General features: G+C 46.2%; 13 protein-coding genes. 9 read left to right on the plus strand and 4 right to left on the minus strand.

Annotated features, from left to right (window positions below):
- Positions 1–44: 44 nt before the first annotated feature.
- The 5 genes from JUB15_RS25105 to JUB15_RS25125 all read left to right on the plus strand — a co-directional run bounded on the left by JUB15_RS25105 (position 45) and on the right by JUB15_RS25125 (position 8,539).
- Positions 45–1,187, plus strand: coding sequence for an efflux RND transporter periplasmic adaptor subunit (locus tag JUB15_RS25105; protein ID WP_207515407.1), 1,143 nt, complete (start codon positions 45–47; stop codon positions 1,185–1,187).
- Positions 1,188–1,234: 47 nt separating this feature from the next.
- On the plus strand, positions 1,235–4,399 hold the full coding sequence (locus JUB15_RS25110) for an efflux RND transporter permease subunit (protein ID WP_207515408.1): 3,165 nt from the start codon (positions 1,235–1,237) through the stop codon (positions 4,397–4,399).
- Positions 4,400–4,402: 3 nt separating this feature from the next.
- Positions 4,403–4,978, plus strand: a complete 576-nt coding sequence (locus JUB15_RS25115; protein ID WP_207515409.1) for a GrpB family protein — start codon at positions 4,403–4,405, stop codon at positions 4,976–4,978.
- Between the two features lie 268 nt (positions 4,979–5,246).
- Positions 5,247–6,194 carry an NmrA/HSCARG family protein gene (locus tag JUB15_RS25120; protein ID WP_207515410.1) on the plus strand — a complete coding sequence of 316 codons (948 nt, stop codon included), beginning with the start codon at positions 5,247–5,249 and terminating at the stop codon, positions 6,192–6,194.
- Positions 6,195–6,388: 194 nt separating this feature from the next.
- Positions 6,389–8,539 carry a glycoside hydrolase family 31 protein gene (locus JUB15_RS25125; protein WP_207515411.1) on the plus strand — a complete coding sequence of 717 codons (2,151 nt, stop codon included), beginning with the start codon at positions 6,389–6,391 and terminating at the stop codon, positions 8,537–8,539.
- Between the two features lie 23 nt (positions 8,540–8,562).
- Here the strand turns inward: JUB15_RS25125 and JUB15_RS25130 are convergent, their stop codons facing one another.
- A complete protein-coding gene (locus tag JUB15_RS25130; RefSeq protein WP_207515412.1) occupies positions 8,563–9,813 on the minus strand; it encodes a YncE family protein in 1,251 nt (416 codons plus the stop codon).
- Between the two features lie 544 nt (positions 9,814–10,357).
- On the opposite strand from JUB15_RS25130, the gene JUB15_RS25135 reads away from it, so the two are divergent.
- The 3 genes from JUB15_RS25135 to JUB15_RS25145 all read left to right on the plus strand — a co-directional run bounded on the left by JUB15_RS25135 (position 10,358) and on the right by JUB15_RS25145 (position 17,694).
- The gene (locus JUB15_RS25135) at positions 10,358–13,528 is read left to right on the plus strand and encodes a SusC/RagA family TonB-linked outer membrane protein (protein WP_242696510.1); all 3,171 of its coding nucleotides are present in this window, start codon (positions 10,358–10,360) and stop codon (positions 13,526–13,528) included.
- Between the two features lie 10 nt (positions 13,529–13,538).
- Positions 13,539–14,975 carry a SusD/RagB family nutrient-binding outer membrane lipoprotein gene (locus JUB15_RS25140; RefSeq protein WP_207515414.1) on the plus strand — a complete coding sequence of 479 codons (1,437 nt, stop codon included), beginning with the start codon at positions 13,539–13,541 and terminating at the stop codon, positions 14,973–14,975.
- 166 nt (positions 14,976–15,141) lie between these two features.
- Positions 15,142–17,694 carry a TonB-dependent receptor gene (locus JUB15_RS25145; RefSeq protein ID WP_207515415.1) on the plus strand — a complete coding sequence of 851 codons (2,553 nt, stop codon included), beginning with the start codon at positions 15,142–15,144 and terminating at the stop codon, positions 17,692–17,694.
- 97 nt (positions 17,695–17,791) lie between these two features.
- On the opposite strand, the gene JUB15_RS25150 is transcribed toward JUB15_RS25145, so the two are convergent.
- From JUB15_RS25150 to JUB15_RS25160, 3 genes are all read right to left on the minus strand, one after another.
- Entirely contained in the window at positions 17,792–18,922 is a 1,131-nt protein-coding gene (locus JUB15_RS25150; protein ID WP_207515416.1) for a chromate transporter, read from the minus strand.
- Between the two features lie 40 nt (positions 18,923–18,962).
- A complete protein-coding gene (locus tag JUB15_RS25155; protein ID WP_207515417.1) occupies positions 18,963–19,508 on the minus strand; it encodes a hypothetical protein in 546 nt (181 codons plus the stop codon).
- Between the two features lie 94 nt (positions 19,509–19,602).
- Positions 19,603–20,442 carry a chromate resistance protein ChrB domain-containing protein gene (locus JUB15_RS25160; protein WP_207515418.1) on the minus strand — a complete coding sequence of 280 codons (840 nt, stop codon included), beginning with the start codon at positions 20,440–20,442 and terminating at the stop codon, positions 19,603–19,605.
- A gap of 296 nt (positions 20,443–20,738) precedes the next feature.
- Between JUB15_RS25160 and JUB15_RS25165 the strand changes: the two genes are divergently transcribed.
- Positions 20,739–21,488 carry an SDR family NAD(P)-dependent oxidoreductase gene (locus JUB15_RS25165; RefSeq protein ID WP_207515419.1) on the plus strand — a complete coding sequence of 250 codons (750 nt, stop codon included), beginning with the start codon at positions 20,739–20,741 and terminating at the stop codon, positions 21,486–21,488.
- Positions 21,489–21,521 lie beyond the last annotated feature (33 nt).

A 21,521-nucleotide genomic window follows, 5' to 3' on the forward strand; every position in this document is an offset into this window, starting at 1 on the left:
ATTATCACATTATCGAATTATCAAATTATCACATTAAAATGTATATGAACAAGCACCTTTCATGGGCAATTATTATTATCAGCGCGGGCTGGCTTTTGTCGTCGTGTAAAGATGATAAAGCCAATACCCAGCCAGCCGCCCCACCGCCCGTTCCTGTAAATGTATATACCGTGACCAAAGGCAGGGCCTCTTATTACGATCAGTATCCGGCCACTATAACACCACTGAACCAGGTCGACCTGCGGCCACAGGTGAATGGTTATCTTACCGGCGTCTTTTTTAAAGATGGCAGCCGGGTAAGAAAGGGGCAGAAATTATATACCATTGATCAGCAGCAATACATGGCGAATTATCAGCAGGCGCAGGCGAATTTGCAGGTGCAGGAAACCAACCTGATGAAAGCGCAGAAAGATGCCGACCGCTACCATGAGTTGGAAAAGCATGATGCTATTGCCAAACAACAGGTAGATTATGCAGACGCAGCGCTGGAAGCCGCGAAGAAACAGGTGGCTGCTGCCAAAGCTAATGTAGCAAGCGTTCAAACCGGCTTGCGCTATACCACCATATTTGCACCCTTCGACGGCACCATCGGCATTTCCCAGGCCAAACTGGGTACTGCTGTATCGGCAGGTCAAACCTTGCTAAACACAATATCTTCCGATGATCCCATGGCTGTTGATGTGGCCATCGATCAAAAGGACCTGTATCGTTTTACGCAATTGCAAAAGAAAGGCGCCGGCAGGAAGGATTCTACTTTTAAACTGATACTGCCCGGCGGGGAAACATACCCTTATCCCGGCCAGATCTATACAATTGACCGGGCTGTTGATCCGCAAACGGGGACCATTAAAGCGCGGCTGCTTTTCCCCAACAAAGAAAGTGATTTGAAAGCCGGCATGACAGCCAACGTACAGATCCTGAACAATGCCAACACCGAAAAATTATTGATACCGCATAAAGCCGTTGTTGAGCAAATGGGCGAATACTTTGTATACACTACCGATGGCAAGTTCGCTCATCAAAAGAAGGTAAGCCTTGGAGCAAGGATTGGCGGCCAGGTGATCATTAACGAAGGATTGAACGAAGGCGAACAGGTGATCACCGATGGCCTGCAAAAATTGAAAGAAGGAGCGCCTGTTCAGGTGGCACAAACGGAACAGGCAGCAGCGCCTGCCACAGCCAGGTAGAATATTGAACGAGTATTGTTTACAGAACTTCAATCAAGCGCTACAATATGATCGCTAATACATTTATAAAACGACCGGTAACCGCTATCGTGATTTCGATTGTGATTGTAATGACAGGTTTACTGGCAATGTCTGATTTACCCGTAGCCCAATATCCTAATATCACACCTCCTGTTGTTCAGGTTACGGGCGCTTTTACCGGCGCCGATGCCCAAACGGTTGAACAAACGACAACGACTGCAGTTGAAACCCAGATCAATGGTACGCCAGGCATGGCTTTTCTGCAAAGCAACAGCACCAGCGATGGCCGTACCACAATGAACGTAACTTTTGAAGTAGGCACCAATGTTGACATTGCCGCACTGGATGTGCAAAACAGGGTAAGCGTTGCCTCGCCATCATTACCCGATGATGTTAAACGCCTTGGCCTTACCGTTCGTAAGCGTAACCCCAGTATTTTGATGCTGGTGGCCATCTTCTCACCCAATGGTACACACGGCGTTCCCTTCCTCGACAACTTTACGAATATATATGTAAAAGATGCCCTGCTACGTGTAAAGGGCGTAGGGGACGTTTTCTCGCGGGCAGATGATTTCAGCATGCGTGTTTGGCTGCAGGCCGATAAACTGGCGCAATTAGGCATTACATCCAATGAAGTAGTTGCAGCATTGCAGGAGCAGAACCTGCAGGTGGCAGCCGGTTCTGTAGGCGCTCCGCCGCAGCGTTCGGTGCAGGCTTTCGAATACACGGTGTTTACCAACAGCCGCCTCAATACAGCAGACCAATTCAAAAATATTATTGTACGCACCAACCCCCAGAATGGTTCTGTCGTTTACCTGAAAGATGTTGCCCGCGTAGAGCTGGGTAAATTCAACTACTCCAATAATTCTTTCGTCGATGGTAAACGCGCTTCCTACCTGCTTATTTACCAGGCGCCCGGCAGTAACGCCATGCAAACAGCCCAGGGCGTGTACGATGTAATGAGCCGTTTAAAAAAATCTTTTCCCGCCGACGTCGACTATATTGTTCCTTTTGAAGCAGTGTCTGTGGTGAAGGTGTCTATTCACGAAGTGGTAGAAACCCTGCTCGAAGCATTAGCGCTGGTTGTGCTGGTGGTGTTCCTGTTCTTGCAGAACTGGCGCGCCACATTGATCCCGGTGCTCGCCATCCCGGTAAGTATCATCGGCACCTTTGTTTTTTTTATACCGCTCGGATTTACGATCAATACCCTTACGCTGTTTGGTTTTGTGCTGGCCATAGGTATTGTGGTGGATGATGCTATTGTGGTGGTGGAGGCCGTACAGCATTATATGGATGAGCAAAAAATGTCGGCCAAAGATGCTACCATACACGCTATGGCAGATATCTCGGGGCCTGTTATAGCCATTGCCCTGATCCTTGCCTCGGTGTTTATTCCGGTGGGCTTTATTCCTGGTATTGTAGGGCGGTTATACCAGCAATTTGCCATTACCATTGCCATTTCCGTATTGATATCGGCCTTTGTGGCGTTGTCGCTCACCCCGGCATTATGTACGCTGTTGCTGAAGCCGAGCCATATCAATAAAGAATCAAAAGGCATTAACCGGTTCTTCTTTGTATTCAATGAATGGTTTGCCCGTACAACCGCCAGCTATAGCCGCGGGGTAAAAAGATTTATCGGCGGCGCACGGTATGCCGTCATTCTGCTCGTGTGTATCCTGGTAGGCACGTTTTTGTTATTTAAAACGAAGCCTACTGGTTTTATTCCAACAGAAGACGAAGGCCGTATATTCATTACCTACGAGCTGCCGGAAGCATCTTCTACCACCCGCAGTATAGAAGTATTGACCACCATTCAAAATACATTGAAGACGATACCCGCTGTGGCGCACTATGCCGCATTGGGCGGATTGAACGTGGTTACCTTTTCAACCAAATCGAATGCAGGCACTGTATTCACGCAGTTGAAACCATGGGATGAAAGAACAGACAAAAGCATGCAGATCAATGGCGTAATTGCTGAAGTGCAAAAGAAATTATCGGCGATAAAAGATGCGAATATTGTGGTTATACCACCGCCACCGATCCCGGGATTAGGACAAACCGCCGGTTTTACATTTGAACTGCAGCAGCGCGAAAGCACGGATGACCTGAAGACCTTTGAAAAAGTTGTACAGAATTTTGTAGCAGAAGCCAATAAACGGCCTGAGATCAACCGCGCATTTTCATTTTTCACTGCCCGAACACCCGGTTACCAGGTAAATGTAAACCGCGAACAATGTAAAAAGCTGGGCGTTTCCATAGCCGATGTGTTCAATACCCTCCAAACCTATCTGGGCAGCCGGTATGTGAACGACTTTAATATTTATGGAAGGAATTTCAGGGTTGTAGCCCAGGCAGACACAACTTTCCGGGGCGATATAAGCGAACTGCAGAGATATTATGTACGTAACAGTGCCGGGAATATGATACCGCTAAGTGCTGTAACCACCTACACGGTTACGGAAAGCGCCCCGCTGATCCAGCACTATAACCTGTTCAGATCGGCTGAAATAAACGGGGGTTCCAAAGAAGGCTATAGCAGCGGTGAGGCCCTTAATGCATTACGCGAGGTGGCTGATAAAGTGCTGCCCACAGGATATGGGTACGAATTTTCAGGGTTAAGCCGCGAGGAAATTAATGCCGGTTCAAAAACAGTGTACATCTTCGCATTATCGGTGGCATTTGTATTCCTGTTCCTGGCAGCGTTATATGAAAGCTGGTCGGTACCGTTCTCGGTATTGCTGGCTGTGCCTATTGGCGCTTTTGGCGCCATACTTACCCTCACTTTTTTGCCATCACTGTCGAATAACGTATACGCGCAGATAGGGTTAATTACTCTGATCGGGCTGGCAGCGAAAAATGCGATCCTCATAGTGGAGTTTGCCAAAGAAAGGGTCGATCGCGGCGAGGAACTCATTGCGTCTACCCTGGAAGCGGTAAAACTGCGTTTACGGCCGATACTTATGACTTCGCTGGCATTTATACTGGGTGTGCTGCCGCTCGCCTTCGCCAGTGGTGCAGGCGCGAATGCGCGTAAAACGATCGGTTGGACCGTTTTTGGCGGCATGTTATCGGCTACGGTATTATCGATCTTTATCGTACCGGTGTTGTTTGTGATCATTACCCGGATCTCATATGGTAAACAAAAATTGGGCGCTTTGAGAAAGAAGAGTGCCAAATTAGCTGAATAGACTATGAAGTATAAGTTATCACCCGAACAGGCAGGCATAACACCACACCAGGTAGAAATTGAATCGTACAACCCTGATTGGCAGCTGATGGCGGGGGAAATTTCAGCCAGGCTGGCGAATGTATTAGGCGAAAATCTAACCTGCGTTGAGCATATTGGCTCTACAGCTGTACCTGGTCTGGCTGCCAAACCTGTTATCGACCTGATACCTGTAGTTAACAGCCTGACGCAACTGGATGAACAAAAACAACTGGTTGAAGAACTGGGTTATAAATGGCATGGTGAGTTTGGAATAGCCGGCCGGCGATTTTGTACATATACCAACGGCGCAGGCAAACGTTTGATCCATCTTCATTTCTTTGAGAAAGGATTCGGGGCCATTACACGTCACCTGGCTTTCAGGGATTACCTGAGAGCGCATCCGGCCGTTGCCAGGCAATATGAAGCGGAAAAAAGGCGGGCTGCGCAGTTGCATGCAAACGATTCGCTTGCTTACAACGATGAAAAAGCTGCCTGGGTGAAACACTATGAAAAAGAAGCGTTGAACTGGTATCACCTGCACACGTTGCAGAAAGAGTGAGGTGAACATGTGATCTGCGGAAATGAATTGAGATAACGCATGTTCCTAAACGATACAATTATAGTTGACGGTATAATGGTCGAGATAGATCAATCAAGAGGTTAGTTATAGGAACATACGAATAAACCTGTAAGTAAAAAAGGTGAAAAACACCTGATGTTAATACGATTTTGTTTGTAAAGGCTGGCTCAATCTTTTAAGCCGGCCTTTTATGTATAATTTTTCAAGAGTTGGCGTTTTCTGGTTATATTTAAATAAAAGCAATATTATGCCGTCAACTAAAATACTTACTGTGTTTGGCGCTACCGGTGCACAGGGCGGAGGACTTGCCCGTGCTATTTTACAGGACCAAGACAGTGCCTTTAGCGTTAGGGCTGTGACCCGCAATCCCGATTCTGATAAAGCAAAGGAATTAGCGGAACTCGGGGCTGAGGTGGTAACCGCAGATATTGATGATCAACAGGCTGTTGAGAATGCACTGCAGGGTGCTTATGGCGCTTTTTTCGTTACTTTTTTCTGGGCCCATTATTCAGCAGAAAAAGAGAAAGCTGAAGCCGCCATATTTGCTGAAGCGGCGAGAAAAGCCGATCTGAAACATGTTATCTGGTCTACCCTGGAAGATACACGTACATACATTCCACTTACTGACGAACGAATGCCTACACTCCAGGATAAATATAAAGTTCCTCATTTTGATGGTAAAGGCGAATCGGATAAACTTTTTATTGATGCTGGAATTCCAACTACATTTATGCTCGCCTCTTTTTACTGGGACAATTTTATTCACTTCGGGTCAGGACCAAAACGAGGCGAGGATGGCGTGCTGGCGCTCACCATGCCGATTGGCGATTCCAGGATGGCGGGAATTGCAGCCGAAGATGTTGGCAAATGTGCCTATGGCATTTTCACAAAAGGCACTGGAATGGTAGGGCAAAGAATTGGCATAGCAGGCGAACAATTAACCGGTGAAGAAATGGCCGCTGCAATGAGCAAGGCATTGGGCGAGCGGGTAGTTTACAATAAGGTGCCAGCCGACGTGTACCGGGGCTTTGGATTTCCCGGTGCTGATGAACTTGGAAATATGTTCCAGTTTTATGACGAGTTTGCAAAGGAACTAAACAAAACCAGGGATGTTAATTTCTCCAGGGAACTTAACCCGGAGCTGCTCAGCTTTGAGCAATGGCTCAATAAATATGCACGTCAAATTCCCATATAGATAAAACACACAAAACAGACTTTCATAACATCACCGGCAGCTGATGTTGCGCATGAGCATTCACTTAACCGGATCACTTGCTTTCATTCCCATACGAACGCCCGCTCAATGACTGACATTTATATTGAACAGCGATGAAAACATACGCCCGGGCATGGCATATGTTTAGCATATGAACCATATAATCGTCTGTTATGAAAAAGCGTGTTTTCCTCTTGATTCTTTCCATTGTACTGCCTGTTAGTCTCGTATTTAGCCAATCCATTGAAAACATAGCGCCCGGCATCTGGAAGATCGTTTTCGGAGCTCCGGAAAAATACCTGCCCACCGATTTTAAAGAACCACCGTTATCAGAACCATTGAAAACACTAGGGCATGTTGACAGGCCACCATTCGATCTAAAAACGATTCAATTCCGTAAAGCGGCAGGTGGTATAATAGCGCAGTTGCCTGTTGATACAGCAGAAAGGTTTTATGGCTTCGGTTTACAAACGAATGCCTTTGAACAAAGAGGAATGCGAAGAGAGATCCGGATCAGCAGCTGGGTCTCGGGTAACCTTGGTTTTGGTCACGCGTCCATGCCATTTTATATTTCATCCAGGGGATATGGCGTTTTGGTGAATACCGCGCGGAATACTGTATTTTATATGGCATCAAAGGGAAAACTGGATACAGCAAGGTTTGAACGCGCAAACAACGATAGTCAGAAAATTGCACTTACAACGGTAGATCTATACGGGAAGCAACATACGCCATCCAATGAAGTTAGTATTGTCGTCAATGGCACCGAAGGCATGGTGCTCTATGTCTTTGGCGGACCCTCCATGCGCGAGGTGGTGCAGCGATATAATCTGTTTTCAGGCGGCGGGGCTATGCCGCCCTTATGGGGACTGGGTTTTAAGTACCGCACCAAAGCTACCTTTACTGATAAGCAGGTTGCCGCAATAGCCAATTACTTCAGGGACAATAAAATTCCCTGCGATATGATTGGGTTGGAACCCGGCTGGCAAACGCATTCCTATTCCTGTTCTTTTGCCTGGAATAAAAAGAATTTCCCCGATCCCGATGCTTTTATCAGCAGCATCAATGCAAAGCAGTTTAAATTAAATCTGTGGGAACATGCTTATACCCATCCGTCTTCACCTTTATTTGACAGCATTGTAAAATATTCATGTGATTATACGGTTTGGACGGGCGCCGTGCCTGATTTTATAACAGCCGGTGCGCAAAATCTCTTCGGCAATTACCATGAAACAACGTTTGTTAAAAAGGGTATAACCGCATTCAAGCTCGACGAATCGGATGCAGCTGATTACCTGGTAGCCGATCTCGAATGGAGCTTTCCTGATATTGCGCGTTTTCCGTCGGGCATAGACGGTATACAAATGCGGCAATTATTTGGCACCTTGTACAATAAGACAATGATCGATCTGTACAGGAAGAACAATAAACGCACCTGGTTCGATGTAAGATCGTCGTATTTGTTTGCAGCGCCGTCTCCGGCGGTATTGTATTCTGACATGTACAGTCACGCAGACTTTGTACGTATGACTGTTAATTCAGGATTTGCCGGTGTGAACTGGTCGCCTGAACTACGGGAAACAAATAATGAAGCAGATCTTATCAGGCGGTTGCAAACGATTACTTTATCAGCACAAATGGTCGTAAACGGCTGGTATCTCGATCTGCCACCCTGGTTGCAATATGAGGTGAACAAAAATGCGCGACAAGAGTTGTTGCCCAACCATAAACAATTGGAAGAAAAAGCAAGAAAGCTGATCAATCTGCGCATGAGCCTGCTGCCTTACTTATATTCGGCATTTGCCCGCTATTATTTTGAAGGCATTCCACCTGTACGTGCGTTGGTATTGGATTATGCCGACGATGTGAACGTAATGAAGATCGATGACCAATATATGCTGGGTGAAAGTATATTATGCGCGCCGTTTATAGACAGTGCATCTACCCGCACTGTTTATTTCCCAAAAGGCACATGGTACGACTTCAATACCAATAAAAAATATGAAGGCGGCAGATCCTATAAGATTACGATGTCGATCGACGAAATTCCTATGTTCATAAAAGATAATACCATTCTGCCGCTGGCTAACCCCGAACAGTTTATTACATCCGAAACGGTGCTGCAGGTTACGTGTCACATTTACGGTAAACCAGTGCAGCCATTGCAACTGTTTGAAGACAATAGTTTCAATTACGATTATACCAAAGGCATTTATAACCGGTTACAGCTTTCATGGGATGGCCGGAAGGGTTCGGTTACCCGGAAAGGGAATTACAAAGGACGGTTGTATAACATCAATAAATGGCAGGTAGTGGCATCATAGTACAGTTAATGGTCAGCGATCCACTATAATTTCTTTTCAAACGAAAATATATTGATCGTTCCGTTATTATAACTGCAAACCCAGGCCTCCAGTTTATTATCGTCTTCAAAGATATCTACCCCTACAGGGTGACCTTTACAGGGCAGAGAAGCTACCCGGGTGAAGCTGTTCTCATTGAGCTTGAAAACCTCTACTTTGTCGCTGCTATAGCAGGTTACAAATAAGAACTTATAATTTTTGGAAAGCGCAATAGTGCGCGGTTGGGCCGGGGTAGGGGCTGTAAATAATGTTTTGCGGGCGATAGGATCTATACAGGCGATGCGAGCCAGCTTGTTGTATGATACCAGTAGCCGGCCATTGTCGGTTAATACGATATGCCGGGGGTTTGATGCAACAGGGATATCGGTTTCCCTGGCCCAGGTATCATTATTTATGACAGTAATGGCTGCGCCACCCATTATGGCTACATACGATTTTTTCCGTTGGTCATCAACTGCTATGCCTCTTGGTATGGCAGAGACCCGAACGGTGCTTACTGTTTTCGCATATGGAAAAGCGGCAGTGTCAGTATCTAACACGCTCACACTGTGAGAATGCCAGTTGCTTACCAGTAAATGTTTACTATCTGCCGTACGGGCAATAATTTTTGGGGTAAGACCTGTACCAATGACCGGTACCTGAATTGAATCTTTGATGGCAGAACCAGCATGTTCTATATAGATCTTCTTGCGTTTTACACTAGTGTTGGATGTATCTGCCTTATAACCAATAACCTGTTCCGTAGGTATAGGTACAATGCTGGCCGCATTATGCAATGAGACCCAAAGTAATTTGTCGTCATGACTCAGGCAGGCTTCTACCGGCTTTTCTTCATAGCTTGCCATCGGTTTATTGGTCTCATAATCCCAGCCGGTTCCTTCCGTTGGTTTAAATTTAAATTCGCGTTGCAGCTGTCTGTTCGCCTGGTTAAATTCATAGATGCTCATGCCTTCCAGGTTCATGGCGTATAGTTTTTGACCGGTCTTGTTAAATAGAACCGATTTTGTGCCGGGTGCCGCTTTTATGTGTTCTGTTTTCTGGAAGACCAGCCTTGTATAGGGCTTTAATGAGGGAAGCATCACCGTATCATCATTCGTACCGATTGATATATTGGTCTTGTTTGCAATACTGCTGCCGGTTGAAGGAGCATCGGCTAACTGGGTATCATGGAACGGTTGGAATGCACTACTTATTATACAAAGGAATAGGGATGCGCTAATTGAATACGCTTTCATTTGACGGATTTTTCACCCAGGCGAAATGCGTCCATTCGCTGGTAGGGCTGGGTGCGGTTATAGGGGTATAAAAAAAGACAGAGCGGAAATACTTCCACTATGTCCTCTCTGATGACTGCAAGATACACATTTTTTTTATGGATTAAAATGACTTTTCGTTTTTGTACCAGGCGCGACGCCAGGCAAAAAATTGATCAATTAGATAAAAAAGGTATCGATAAGATGTAACACCGCATCAAAGTTCTTTTCCAGCACTTCGTGCACGCCACGCCATTCAGGATATATTTGTGCGCGGCGTCCCAAACCGTTATTAAACCCTACTAAAATAGTAGAATAAATTTGACAGTAATATTACAACGCCTATCTTTGCCATGTTTACTCCTGTATGACGGATGGCGCTGTAAGCTGCCCGGCTAAGTTGTTACTGTTATTTCCCGCAATGAATGTTTGATGAATGCTTCCTTCGTCGGAGACAATGAGTTGTTTCTTCGATGCGTATAAATATTGTCTTTACGACTAACCTATAACTATATAAATGATAAGGATGAGACCATTTTTAGCATCTATCTTCCTGATACTGCCGTTATGGATGTTTGCACAAACCAGAACGGTAACCGGCGTGGTAAAGGCAAAAACAACTGGATTGCCACTGGCTGGCGTAACGGTGATAGGTAATACGGGTAATAAGGCCAGTGTTTCTGATGCTGGCGGTAGCTTTTCCATCGCTGTTAGTGGCAGCACGATCATTACCATTTCTCATGTCGGGTATGAAGCACAACAGGTAGTGGTAGATTCTTCGGCCAATCACCTGGTGATCGAGTTGTCGCCTGCCGACAGATCGCTCGACGCCGTGGTGGTTACTGCGCTGGGTGTATCACGGCAACGGAAATCGCTTGGCTATTCTACACAGGAATTGAAATCGGCCGATATTGCCGAAGCCAAAGAGTCGAACCTGGTGAATGCGCTGGCCGGAAAAGTGGCTGGTGTGCGCATCACCAATACGCAGGGTGACATGGGGTCATCGCGTATCATAATTCGCGGCGAAACCTCTATTGCAGGCAATAACCAGCCTTTATTTATAGTTGATGATATTCCGGTTGATAATTCGCAATTGGGCGCCGGCGGTTCCCGGGATTATCGCAACGCCATTTCCGACCTCAATGCGGAAGATATTGAATCGATCAGCGTTTTAAAGGGTCCTAACGCCGCAGCCCTGTACGGCTCAAGAGCAGCCCATGGCGTTATACTTATCAAAACAAAAAGTGGAAAGAAAAAGCAGGGCCTGGGGCTGACGATCAATTCCAATACTACCTTGTCGAGCCTGCTGGTATTGCCGGAATACCAGAATGTGTTCGGCCAGGGGTCGGAAGGAAAATTCAGTTATGTTGACGGAAAAGGTGGAGGTGTCAATGATGGCGTGGATGAAAGCTGGGGACCCCGTTTAGACGGACAACTTATACCTCAGTTCTACTCCAATGGAACGCCTGTGCCATTTGAAGCTCATCCCGATAACGTCAGGGATTATTTCAGAACAGGCGTTACCTTAAACAATAGCATTGCCCTGGAAGGCGCTGGTGACAGTTATAATTACCGAATAGGTTTTGCTAATGAAAAGCAATCCGGCATAATTCCAAACAGCGAGGCCCGGAAGAACAACATCACCTTTAATGCACAGTTTGCGGTTACGCCTAAAATAAAGATTAGTGCTAACGCCAGTTATGTAGTGTATAATGCGCCGAACCTGCCGGGTTCAGGAGGCAGAAGGGCTACCAGCACTATGTTGCAATTTACCTGGTTTGGCCGGCAGGTAGACATTGAAAAGCTTCGTAATTATAAAGATGCCAATGGCAACACCTTTAACTGGAATAATAGTTATTATAGTAATCCATTCTGGGTGGCTTATGAGAATACGGTAGGTCAGCGAAGGAACCGCTTCATCGGTGCTGTTAAACTCGATTATGCAATCATTGATGGATTGAACTTAAGTGTCCGCTCCGGCAATGATTATTACAACGACCGGCGGAAAATTAAAATAGCGTATGGCACCAATGGAACGCCCTATGGTTCTTATCAGGAAACCGGGTACACTGTAAATGAAAATAATACGGAGGCAACGCTTCGTTATACTAAAAACCTCAACGAAGATTTCAGTATCGATGTGCTGGCTGGTGGTAATATACGCTCGAAGTATTATGAAGAGAACGATCAACAGGCGCCACGGCTGGCGGTCGCAAACGTGTATACGCTTTCCAATTCAAGAGACCCGCTGATCTCTTCCAATACGTATTCCAGGTTGAAAACATACAGTGTATTTGCGTCTGCACAGGTGGGATATAAAAATTATGCTTTCGTGAATGTTACGGCCCGTAACGACCGTTCCTCTACATTACCCGAGAAAAATCTGTCATATTATTATCCTTCCGTTAACGCCAGTTTTGTGCTGTCGGAAGCATTTAATCTCAAGGGATCTGTATTGAACTATGCCCGTATTCGGGGCGGCTGGTCAAAGGTGGGCGCTGATGCCGATCCATACCAGTTGATCAATACCTACAACTTTAACGCTCCGTTTAATGGTAATCCGCAACTGACCACTGCCGGCGTTGACCTGAACCCTGAGCTACGATCAGAAAGCACCAACTCTACGGAATTAGGTTTTGAAGCGGGATTCTGGAACAGCAGGGTACGGCTGGATGTAAGTTTATATAGTACAAACAGTATTGATCAGATCCTGAAAGTAGACGTAAGCGCCACTACCGGTTATACCCAGAAGTTGTTGAATGCAGGAAAGATCAATAATAAAGGTGTAGAAGTGCAATTGGGCATAACGCCCGTAAGAACAAGCCGGTTTCAATGGGATGTGAATGTAAATTATGCGGCCAATAGAAGTAAGGTATTAAAACTCGATGATGAAGGCCGGTTGCAGAATTATGTGCTGGGCAGTTATCGAAGTGTACAGGTGATCGCATCCGTTGATAAAGCGTATGGAACCCTGTTTGGAAATGCCTATCTGCGCGATGCTGCAGGCAATATTATAGTTAACAACAGCGGTATTCCGCAGGCTGACCCGAATAAGAAAGTGCTTGGCAAATTTACGCCCGACTGGATAGGCGGTATTACCAATAGTTTCTCTTATAAAGATCTTCATTTGTCATTCCTGGTAGATGGCAGCATTGGTGGATCATTGTTTGCCGGTTCCAATTCAACCGGCAGTTATACCGGTGTGCTGGCAATGACCCTGCCGGGCCGGGATGCTGAACATGGAGGCTTATATTATTACTATCCCGGCAACAACAAAGCCAATGGGACCGTGGCCCTCCCGAAAGGCGGCAATGCACCCAACGGAGAAACAGTGTATGATGATGGCATGATCTGGAAGGGCGTTACAGCCAATGGAAATGACAATACCACAATTATTCCTGCCTCGCAATATTATAAAGCGCCGAGAAGCATTGAGGAACATTTTGTGTACAGTGCTGATTATGTAAAGTTCCGTGAATTGAAGCTGGGGTACACGATCCCTGCCAAATGGGTCAGGAAGATCAGGATGGTAAGCGCTACCGTTTCGCTGGTTGGCAGGAACCTTTGGATCATACATAAAGACGTGCCCAATATTGATCCAGAAACAGCTTTTACCAATGGAAATACCCAGGGGCTTGAAGATCTGTCGAACCCCACGGTAAGAAGTTATGGATTGAACATCAACCTGAAATTTTAAACGGAATAGGATGAACAAAATAAACAGGATTTTTATAGCAGCGATGATCTTGATGGCGGTATCATGCAGGAAGGACCTTGTTGAGATGAATAAGAACCCGAATGCAACGGAGAACCCACAGCCCGATTACCTGCTCACAGCCGCGCAAAAGATCTCTTCAGATCTGTATTGGGGAGCAGACAATAATTTCAACTCCACCTTGCTGATCATTCAACATTGGGCCAAAGTGCAGTACACCGAACCCGATCGTTATATTTTTTCCAACAGCAGTTTTACCTCGCTTTGGAATACCGGTTATGCACAAAGCATTACCAACCTAAATACTATTATACAATTGCCAGATGAAAAGGCAAACATTAATTACAAGAACGTTGCGTTGATATTGCGGTCATGGGTGTTCAGTTTGCTCACAGACGCCTATGGCGATATTCCTTACAAACAGGCAGGGGACATCAAGAATAATTTTACGCCGGCTTATGACGCGCAGAAAGACGTGTATTATGGATTGCTGGAGGAGTTGAAACAGGCTTCCGCTGCTTTAACAACAACCGGTAATGCTATTTCAGGCGATGTGATATATGCAGGTAAAATAGATCGCTGGAAGAAGTTTGCCAACGCATTACGTTTGCGGATTGCCCTGCGTATTGCTGACAGGGAGCCGGAAAAAGCAAAACAAACGATCAATGAAGTGCTGAGCGATGGTGGTGGACTCATCAGCAGCAATGCAGAAACGGCGCAATTTACGTATAGTACGTCGCCCCAGCAGAATCCGGTGAGCGCCTGGTTCGATACCCGGGATGAATTTCGTATTGCCAAAACCATCCTCGATAAATTAACCGCATTGAACGATCCCCGCATATCCGTTTTTGCGAATAAACCTACCGATCCTTCCGTTGCAACTTATGTAGGTGTGCCCAGCGGCCTCACAACCAGTGACGCCAATAACCTGGGTTTCGCGAAAACATCCCGGCCAGGTTCTTTCTTTTTTGCGCCCACATCACCGGCCGTGATCACCAGTTATGCAGAAGTGTTGTTTAACCGGGCCGAAGCAGCCGCCAGGGGCTTTACTATGGAAAATGCCAGTGAATTGTACAAAGCAGCCATCACGGCGTCTTTCAATCAGTATGGTATAACTAATGCAGCCGCCATAAATGATTATCTGGCGCAGACATCGGTGCAGTATGATGCGGGCAATTTTAAAAAGTCAATCGGTGAACAAAAATGGATAGCCCTGTATGGACAGGGGCTGGAGGCCTTCGCTGAATGGCGCCGCCTCGATCATCCCCAGTTGACGCCAGCGGTAGCCGGTGTATTGGATAAGAAAATTCCCGTACGGTTCATTTATCCCGGTTCAGAGCAGTCACTCAATGGGAACAGTTACAGGCAGGCCATAAACAATCAGGGAGCTGATAATCTGCTGACGAAATTGTGGTTCGACCGGTATTAATGATAATTCCAGGTGGCAGTACTGTGCAGTTCCGTAACAGTCAAAGCCCTCAAAATAGCTTGTGGAATTTTATTTCTACAGAGCAGTTATTCATTCATTCATTCATTTAATACGGCCGCGGTTTTCACCGTGGCCTTTACTTCAAACCTTAAATAACGCCAAACTTATGAGACGTTCATTATTTATTACCCTAATGCTGATCCTCCTCGTTTCATCAGCAACCGCTCAGTTTGTTCTTAGCGGTGTAATTAAAGACAGCCTGGGTGCGCCTTTGGTGGGCGCCACCGTAATTATCAAAGGCACCAATTCCTTTGCGCTGGCTGATGCAAACGGATCATTCAATATCACGGCTAAAAAAGCGCTGCCCTACATATTATCTGTCAGTGCAGCGGGTTATAGATCAAAAGAGATTGAGATCACCGAATCAACAGCTAAGCCTTTGTCTATTTTTCTTGCATTGAGTAACGAGCTCACCGAAGTTGTCATTACTTCCCGCCGGCGGGCAGAAACAGCGCAGGATGTGCCGATTCCTATTTCCGTAGTTGGGGGCGCACAGGTGGAAGCAACCGGCTCCTTCAATGTAAATCGCCTGAAAGAGCTTATACCTACTGTGCAGTTGTATTCATCAAACCCGCGCAATACCACGTTGAATGTACGCGGACTGGGTTCAACATTCGGTCTTACCAATGATGGTATTGACCCGGGTGTAGGTTTCTATGTAGACGGCGTATATTTTGCCCGGCCTGCCGTTACAACACTCGATTTTATTGATGTAGAGCAGATCGAAGTGCTGCGCGGCCCTCAAGGCACCTTGTTTGGAAAGAACACCACGGCCGGCGCGTTCAATATTACGACCCGCAAACCCACGTTTACACCCGGGGCAACTTTCGAGGTTAGCTATGGTAATTTTGGTTTTATCCAGGCAAAAAGTTCAATCACCGGAGGCCTTATCAAAGACAAACTGGCTGCCCGTTTATCGTTTTCCGGTACACAGCGGGATGGTACCATTTACAACATTGCTACCGGCAAAAAGGTGAACGATATCAATAACCTGGGAGTAAGAGCGCAGTTCCTGTTCACACCCACTTCCAAAACGCATATCACGCTGGTGGGAGATCTGTCGCGACAACGTCCTGAAGGCTACGCACAAGTGGTCGCAGGCGTGGTAGAAACAAAACGTGCAGCTTACCGGCAGTTCGATCAGATCATTAAAGACCTCAATTATGAACTGCCCAGCAGGAATCCTTTTGACCGCGTAATCGATCATAATACACCGTGGCGCTCGGGCAATGATCTTGGCGGTGTGTCGATCAATATTGATCAGAAGATCGGCAGAGGTACGTTAACGGCTACGACCTCGTGGCGTTACTGGAACTGGGATCCCTCAAATGACCGTGACTTCACCGGTTTGGCGGTATTGAGCTTATCTCAGGCTACTTCAAAACATCAGAACTGGACGCAGGAAATACGGTATGCCGGAAACATATCTTCCCGGTTGAGTGGCGTTATTGGCGTCTTTGCCATAGGGCAGGACCTGAAGACCGATCCCTACCACATTGAAGAATCAGGTTCGGCCCAATGGCGTTTTTCGCAAAGCACTACCAGCTCAAAATGGAAGACACCCGGTTTGTTTGATGGTTATGGTATCAAAACGTATTCGAGGCTTAAGAGTTTAGGGGCAGCCGTGTTTGCACAGGTTGACTGGGCCATCACCGAGCGCCTGCATATCCTGCCGGGATTACGCTTCAACTACGATAAAAAGGAAGTGGATTATGACCGCCAAACGTATGGTGGATTAGAAACAACCGATCCTGAGCTGCTCGCCTTAAAGAACCTTGTATACACGAACCAGTACTTTACCAAAGATGTAGATGAAAACAATTTTTCAGGCCAGTTGACCGTATCGTATAAGGCCACAGAAAAGATAAACGCATTTGCCACCTATTCTACCAGTTATAAACCGGTGGGCGTTAACCTCGGTGGTTTGCCAACATCCAGCGGCGAAGTGATGCTGGACCTGGCGCAGATAAAACCGGAATATGTGACCCATTATGAAGCAGGTGTTAAAACCAAACCCTTTCCCGGGGCAACGGTGAATGCAGTTTTCCATCATACCAATGTGAAAGACTTTCAAACACAGGTACAAACAGCCGAAGTGGGCGTGAACAGGGGTTACCTGGCAAATGCGGAAGAGATACGGGTGTTAGGTGTTGAGGTGGACGCGAATATTAGTTTAGGTCAACAGGTTTCATTGAATGGAGCCCTGGCCTGGACAGAAGGCGAATACGTTTCTTTTACAAATGCACCTGTGCCTTTGGAAGAAACCGGTTCGCCAAGTGCCTTTAAAGATATTTCGGGTGGCGACCTGCCAGGTATTTCCAAATGGGCGGGCTCTTTAGGTGGTGAGCTTCTTTCCCGGCAAACGACTACGCTTGGCCAGCATGGACGGTTTTTCCTTGGGCTTGACAGTTACTTCCGTTCTTCTTTTTCTTCAAGCCCTTCCCCTTCACAGTATTTGAACATTCCAGGGTATGCGTTGGTAAACGGTCGGCTTGGTTTCCGGGCCATTAACGGACTAACATTTTTCGTATGGGGCCGTAACCTGTTCAACCGCGATTATTTTGAACAATTGTTACCAGCTGCAGGAAATGCCGGCCACTACGCAGGCGTCCTGGGAGATCAAAGAACGTATGGCGTAACATTGCGGTATTCTTTGTAGTGCATTAAAAGATGCTACCAATATAAACGGCCGGAGCCCTAGTGGATGGCTACCGGCCGTTTATTTCGATTGGCAGCAAGTAACGTGCTGCTTATAATTAACTTTTCAGCAGGAGTCCGAGTAAAGCTGCGGCAACGATAATAACCGGCTCCTGTACCTTTTTAAATTTTAGGAGCACCAGTATGGTCACTAATGCAATGATCGCCGATGTTATATCCGTTATCTGCCGTTTACCCAGCACCAGCACAGCGCCTGCAATGGCGCCAATGGCGGCCGCAGTAATACCATTTACAAAAGCCATGATAGCCGGGTGTTTGCCAAATTTTTTAAAATAGGGCGCTGGAATAACAGTAAAAAGATAACAGGGTAAAAAAGTGGCGAGGGCTGCCACACAGGCGCCGGGAAAACCTGCTACCAGATAACCGATAAAGCCAACTGTAATTACTACAGGCCCGGGCGTGATCATAGCCACCGCTACTGCATCCAGGAACTGTTGATCATTCAGCCACTGGTATTCTTTTACTACGCCGCCGTACAGGAAGGGAACAATAGCCAATCCACTGCCAAAGACAAAAGCCCCGGCTTTAAAAAAGAACCAGCTTATCTGAGTGAGCTTTTCATTCAATGTAAAGCCGGAACTTATTTGAAGTAACAAGGGAGAAAGTAAAATGCTATTGAGCGCAGCTCCCGGCCGAATTTTATAGAGCCACACGATAACACCGCCGGCCAGTATCAGCCAGAGACTTTCCTGTTCCGTTATGAAAGTGGTAACAGCAAGGACGATTGCAATGACCCACAACAGCCAATCTTTACCCAGGCTTTTTTTAGACAGCTTGTAACTACTTATGGCAATGATACCGATAACAGCTGCACCAATGCCATAAAAAACAGCCTGCATCCAGGGCAATCCACCAGCCTGCACATAAGCATAACTTATTCCCAGCACCATTAGAAAGGAAGGAAAGACAAAGGCCAGTCCGGCCAGTGTGGCGCCCATGATCTTGTAGTGCACATAACCCAGGTAGATAGCCAGCTGGGCAGCCAGCGGTCCGGGAGCCAGCTGGGCAAGCGCCAGCCCTTCTTTATAATCTTCTTCAGTGATCCATTTGCGTTTTTCAACCAGGTCCCGGTGCATATAACCTACCAGCGCAACAGGACCGCCAAAACCAATGGTTCCCAGCTTAAGAAAATACAGCGCCAGGTCTTTTAATTTATACGAAACTTCCATGAGTTATTATTTGAATGCTGCATATACATTTAGATAACTATTAAAAGATCATCCCAAATTGAAAACCAATGGCAGCCGTTGTGGGCAGGTCATTGCCAAAACGTACAGGAACAGGAACGGCGATAAAAAAACTACTGCTTTGGCCCTTTTTTACGATCTTATTCAATACCGGCGTAAAACCATACCTGCCGGAAGTTTCAAATGCGGCGCGTGTTGCCAGGGTGAAGCCTCTGCCCAGCCCGAACAGGGCGCCTGGATGAAATAAAAAATTATTCATCTTGCTGGTTCCATTGGTTGCTCTTATAAGCGGCACGAACTCCATTGAAAAGCCGATTTTAGCGCTCTTCCAGATATTGATGCCGGTTGGCATTCCCACTGTGTAAGCTCCATCGAAATTGTAATGCGGTTCCTCCTTGCTGTAAGTGACCAATGGGTGCAGAATGCCAACATAACCTGTTATTTTGGGATAGGTTGCCGGCGCCTGTTGTGCTACACTGTGGCCGTGCAAACTGCCGATGATAAAGTTTATTAGTAAGATTTTCTTAAAGTGTACCTTCTTAGATCCAGGCAGGATGAAATTTCTCATTCGTTAAGCATTTGGTTTATTTCCTATCGAACCACAATGCTATGACTATATGTTGGCGCAGAATAGAACAAAAATTACCCGCCTTGTATAAAAATTACTTTTTCCGCAGATTTTTTCTATAGGCTGAAGGACTGATGCCCGTGTGCTTTTTAAAAATCCTGGTAAAATGACTTTGATCTGAAAAACCTGTCAAATAACCGATATCTGTAAGAGAGTATGACGGATTGCTCATTAATTCGATCGCCCGTTCTATACGTAATTTGCGGGTGTAATCGCCAAAGCTTAAGTTATCGAAGTGTTTCGAAAATTCCCTGGATAAATAGGAAGGATTAATATCGAGGTCTTTCGACAGTTCTTTTAACGTCACATTTGTGTCAATGTGATCCTGGATCATTTCTTTTAACTCCTGTACCCAGGAAGGCATCTCTTTTCCTTCGGCCTGTTTATTCCTGATAAACGTCTTAAATACGTTGAGCAGTGAGTTTTCAAATGGCTGTTGCGTATGTTTTTCTTTTTGCAGGTGTTTTGCCCAACTATATAAAGCATCGTATATCAACATGCCCTTTTCCAGCAGCTCGTGATCGTTTTTATAATTATAGGCCAGTCCTGCCGAAATAGCCCATAGACCCGACGCCTGTATGGCAATCTCATGACGATCTGTATCTGCTCCCCGCACTATGGGCGCCATCGTTTTTACTGCAGGATCGGTGATATTATATTTTTTGATCAGGTAATCAAAGGTGCATTCGTCGCCATAGTGAGTATGTTCCACATTGGGAATGTCAAAGGGAACAGCATTGAGTTCTTCTGCTTTGGGCAGCACTTCTTCAAACGGAACATAAATGATTTCCGCCTGTGGGTCAATGAAACGTTTAATCAACCACGGGCAGGCTATTCTGTCAATCTTTGGATGTTCCCTGGTAATCCACTTCATAAAAACCGTTTAAATTTTGTGCAGGACCGGCGGGTAGTTTGCGGAACTAATTTAAGACTAACCGATTCATTAAAGCGGCTTTTCCCGTAAAATTCTTTAGGTGAAAAGCTGCGGGCGCATGCTTTAATGTTATTCCAATAAATCAAGTATTGCATCATCCCGGCAAGCGTCGTCAACTCGATACCCGTTTCAACATAGGTTAGCATGATCAGATAATGAATTCGACGGCGGTTTTTCAGTAACTTGTTATTGTATGAATCCCGAAAAGATATTAGTAATGACAAAAAGTAAAAGTTATGAAACTTCTGGAACAAAAGGTCGCCATCATCACGGGATCGGCTTCAGGCATTGGCAAGGCAACAGCGCTGCTGTTTGCGGAAAATGGGGCAAAAGTGGTGGTGTCTGACATCAACGAAAACCATGGGAATAAAGTTGTGGAAGAAATAAAGGCAATGCGAGGTGAGTCTGCATTTTTTAAAGCAGATAGCGCCAGCCCGGAAGAGAATGAAGCGCTCGTGCGCTTTGCACTGCAGCAATTCGGGAAATTGGATATTGCCGTAAACAATGCCGGCATCGGTGGCCCGTTGAGCCCTACCGGCGAATATCCGCTCGAAGGGTGGAAGAAAACGATTGACATTAATCTTTCCGGGGTTTTCTACGGACTTCGCTATCAAATCCCGGCCATGCTGGAAAGCGGGGGCAGCATAATTAATGTGGCATCCATACTTGGCCAGGCTGGTACTAAAATGTCGCCGGCTTATGTGGCCGCAAAACATGGAGTGGTAGGACTTACAAAAGCAGCTGCGCTTGAATATGCAGATAAGAATATCCGGATCAATTCCGTTGGCCCCGGCTATATCAAAACGCCGCTGATCATGAACACACTGGACGAAACCGCCCGGAATGCTTTGGTGGAATTGCACCCGATCGGGCGCCTGGGTGAATCGGAGGAAATTGCCGAACTGATCCTTTGGCTTGCTTCCTCAAAGTCGTCATTTGTAACAGGCGCTTATTATCCTGCAGACGGCGGTTACCTGGCACAATAACATACTTGTTGCACACTGCATGTTTATGGACTT

It is taken from the genome of Longitalea luteola (genome assembly GCF_017356035.1).
Classification (GTDB): domain Bacteria; phylum Bacteroidota; class Bacteroidia; order Chitinophagales; family Chitinophagaceae; genus Niastella; species Niastella luteola.

Bases quoted from the DNA above. Each gene is read 5' to 3' on its own strand.
- JUB15_RS25105 (WP_207515407.1), top strand. From the start codon at position 45: ATGAACAAGCACCTTTCATGGGCAATTATTATTATCAGCGCGGGCTGG.
- JUB15_RS25110 (WP_207515408.1), top strand. From the start codon at position 1,235: ATGATCGCTAATACATTTATAAAACGACCGGTAACCGCTATCGTGATT.
- JUB15_RS25115 (WP_207515409.1), top strand. From the start codon at position 4,403: ATGAAGTATAAGTTATCACCCGAACAGGCAGGCATAACACCACACCAG.
- JUB15_RS25120 (WP_207515410.1), top strand. From the start codon at position 5,247: ATGCCGTCAACTAAAATACTTACTGTGTTTGGCGCTACCGGTGCACAG.
- JUB15_RS25125 (WP_207515411.1), top strand. From the start codon at position 6,389: ATGAAAAAGCGTGTTTTCCTCTTGATTCTTTCCATTGTACTGCCTGTT.
- JUB15_RS25130 (WP_207515412.1), bottom strand. From the start codon at position 9,813: ATGAAAGCGTATTCAATTAGCGCATCCCTATTCCTTTGTATAATAAGT.
- JUB15_RS25135 (WP_242696510.1), top strand. From the start codon at position 10,358: ATGAGACCATTTTTAGCATCTATCTTCCTGATACTGCCGTTATGGATG.
- JUB15_RS25140 (WP_207515414.1), top strand. From the start codon at position 13,539: ATGAACAAAATAAACAGGATTTTTATAGCAGCGATGATCTTGATGGCG.
- JUB15_RS25145 (WP_207515415.1), top strand. From the start codon at position 15,142: ATGAGACGTTCATTATTTATTACCCTAATGCTGATCCTCCTCGTTTCA.
- JUB15_RS25150 (WP_207515416.1), bottom strand. From the start codon at position 18,922: ATGGAAGTTTCGTATAAATTAAAAGACCTGGCGCTGTATTTTCTTAAG.
- JUB15_RS25155 (WP_207515417.1), bottom strand. From the start codon at position 19,508: ATGAGAAATTTCATCCTGCCTGGATCTAAGAAGGTACACTTTAAGAAA.
- JUB15_RS25160 (WP_207515418.1), bottom strand. From the start codon at position 20,442: ATGAAGTGGATTACCAGGGAACATCCAAAGATTGACAGAATAGCCTGC.
- JUB15_RS25165 (WP_207515419.1), top strand. From the start codon at position 20,739: ATGAAACTTCTGGAACAAAAGGTCGCCATCATCACGGGATCGGCTTCA.